General features: G+C 50.3%; 1 protein-coding gene. It reads left to right on the top strand.

Annotated elements, in window-relative coordinates:
* Positions 1–1,673 (top strand): MSCRAMM family adhesin SdrF (locus J655_RS25465; protein ID WP_212752020.1); only part of this gene is annotated, 1,673 nt, incomplete at both ends.

Here is a 1,673-nt window from a genome sequence, read left to right as displayed (position 1 = left end):
CTGACTCTGACAGTGACTCGGATTCTGACAGCGATTCTGACTCTGACAGTGACTCGGATTCTGACAGCGATTCTGACTCTGACAGTGACTCGGATTCTGACAGCGATTCTGACTCTGACAGTGACTCGGATTCTGACAGCGATTCTGACTCTGACAGTGACTCGGATTCTGACAGCGATTCTGACTCTGACAGTGACTCGGATTCTGACAGCGATTCTGACTCTGACAGTGACTCGGATTCTGACAGCGATTCTGACTCTGACAGTGACTCGGATTCTGACAGCGATTCTGACTCTGACAGTGACTCGGATTCTGACAGCGATTCTGACTCTGACAGTGACTCGGATTCTGACAGCGACTCTGATTCTGACAGTGACTCAGACTCTGATTCCGACAGCGACTCTGATTCCGACAGTGACTCAGACTCTGATAGCGACAGTGACTCAGACTCTGACTCTGACAGCGACTCTGATTCCGACAGTGACTCAGATTCCGACAGTGACTCAGATTCTGACTCAGACAGCGACTCTGATTCCGACAGCGATTCAGACTCTGACAGTGATTCTGACTCTGACAGCGACTCAGACTCTGACAGTGATTCTGACTCTGACAGCGACTCTGATTCTGACAGTGACTCAGACTCTGACAGTGATTCTGACTCTGACAGCGACTCTGATTCTGACAGTGACTCAGACTCTGATAGCGACAGCGATTCTGACTCTGACAGCGACTCTGATTCTGATAGCGACTCTGACTCTGACAGCGATTCTGACAGCGATTCTGACTCTGACAGTGACTCGGATTCTGACAGCGATTCTGATTCCGACAGCGACTCTGATTCCGACAGTGACTCAGACTCTGATAGCGACAGTGACTCAGACTCTGACAGCGACAGCGATTCTGACTCTGACAGCGACTCAGATTCCGACAGTGACTCAGATTCCGACAGTGACTCAGATTCTGACTCAGACAGCGACTCTGATTCCGACAGCGATTCAGACTCTGACAGCGACTCTGATTCTGACAGTGACTCAGACTCTGATTCCGACAGCGACTCTGATTCCGACAGTGACTCAGACTCTGACAGCGACAGCGACAGCGATTCTGACTCTGACAGCGATTCTGATTCTGACAGCGATTCTGATTCTGACAGCGACTCTGATTCTGATAGCGATTCTGACTCTGACAGCGATTCTGACAGTGACTCAGACTCAGACAGCGACTCTGATTCCGACAGCGATTCAGACTCTGACAGTGATTCTGACTCTGACAGCGACTCAGACTCTGACAGTGATTCTGACTCTGACAGCGACTCTGATTCTGACTCTGACAGCGACTCTGATTCTGACAGTGACTCAGACTCTGATTCCGACAGCGACTCTGATTCCGACAGTGACTCAGACTCTGACAGCGACAGCGACAGCGATTCTGACTCTGACAGCGATTCTGATTCTGACAGCGATTCTGATTCTGACAGCGACTCTGATTCTGATAGCGATTCTGACTCTGACAGCGATTCTGACAGTGACTCAGACTCTGACAGTGACTCGGATTCTGACTCTGACAGCGACTCTGATTCTGACTCTGACAGCGACTCTGATTCCGACAGTGACTCAGACTCTGATAGCGACAGCGATTCTGACTCTGACAGCGACTCTGATTCTGATAGCGAC

The sequence above is a fragment of the Acinetobacter sp. 1294243 genome (genome assembly GCF_000588015.1).
In the GTDB taxonomy this organism is placed as follows: Bacteria; Pseudomonadota; Gammaproteobacteria; order Pseudomonadales; family Moraxellaceae; genus Acinetobacter; species Acinetobacter pittii.
The sequence above is the reverse complement of the archived record's forward strand: the minus strand, read 5'-3'. Positions and strand labels throughout refer to the sequence as shown.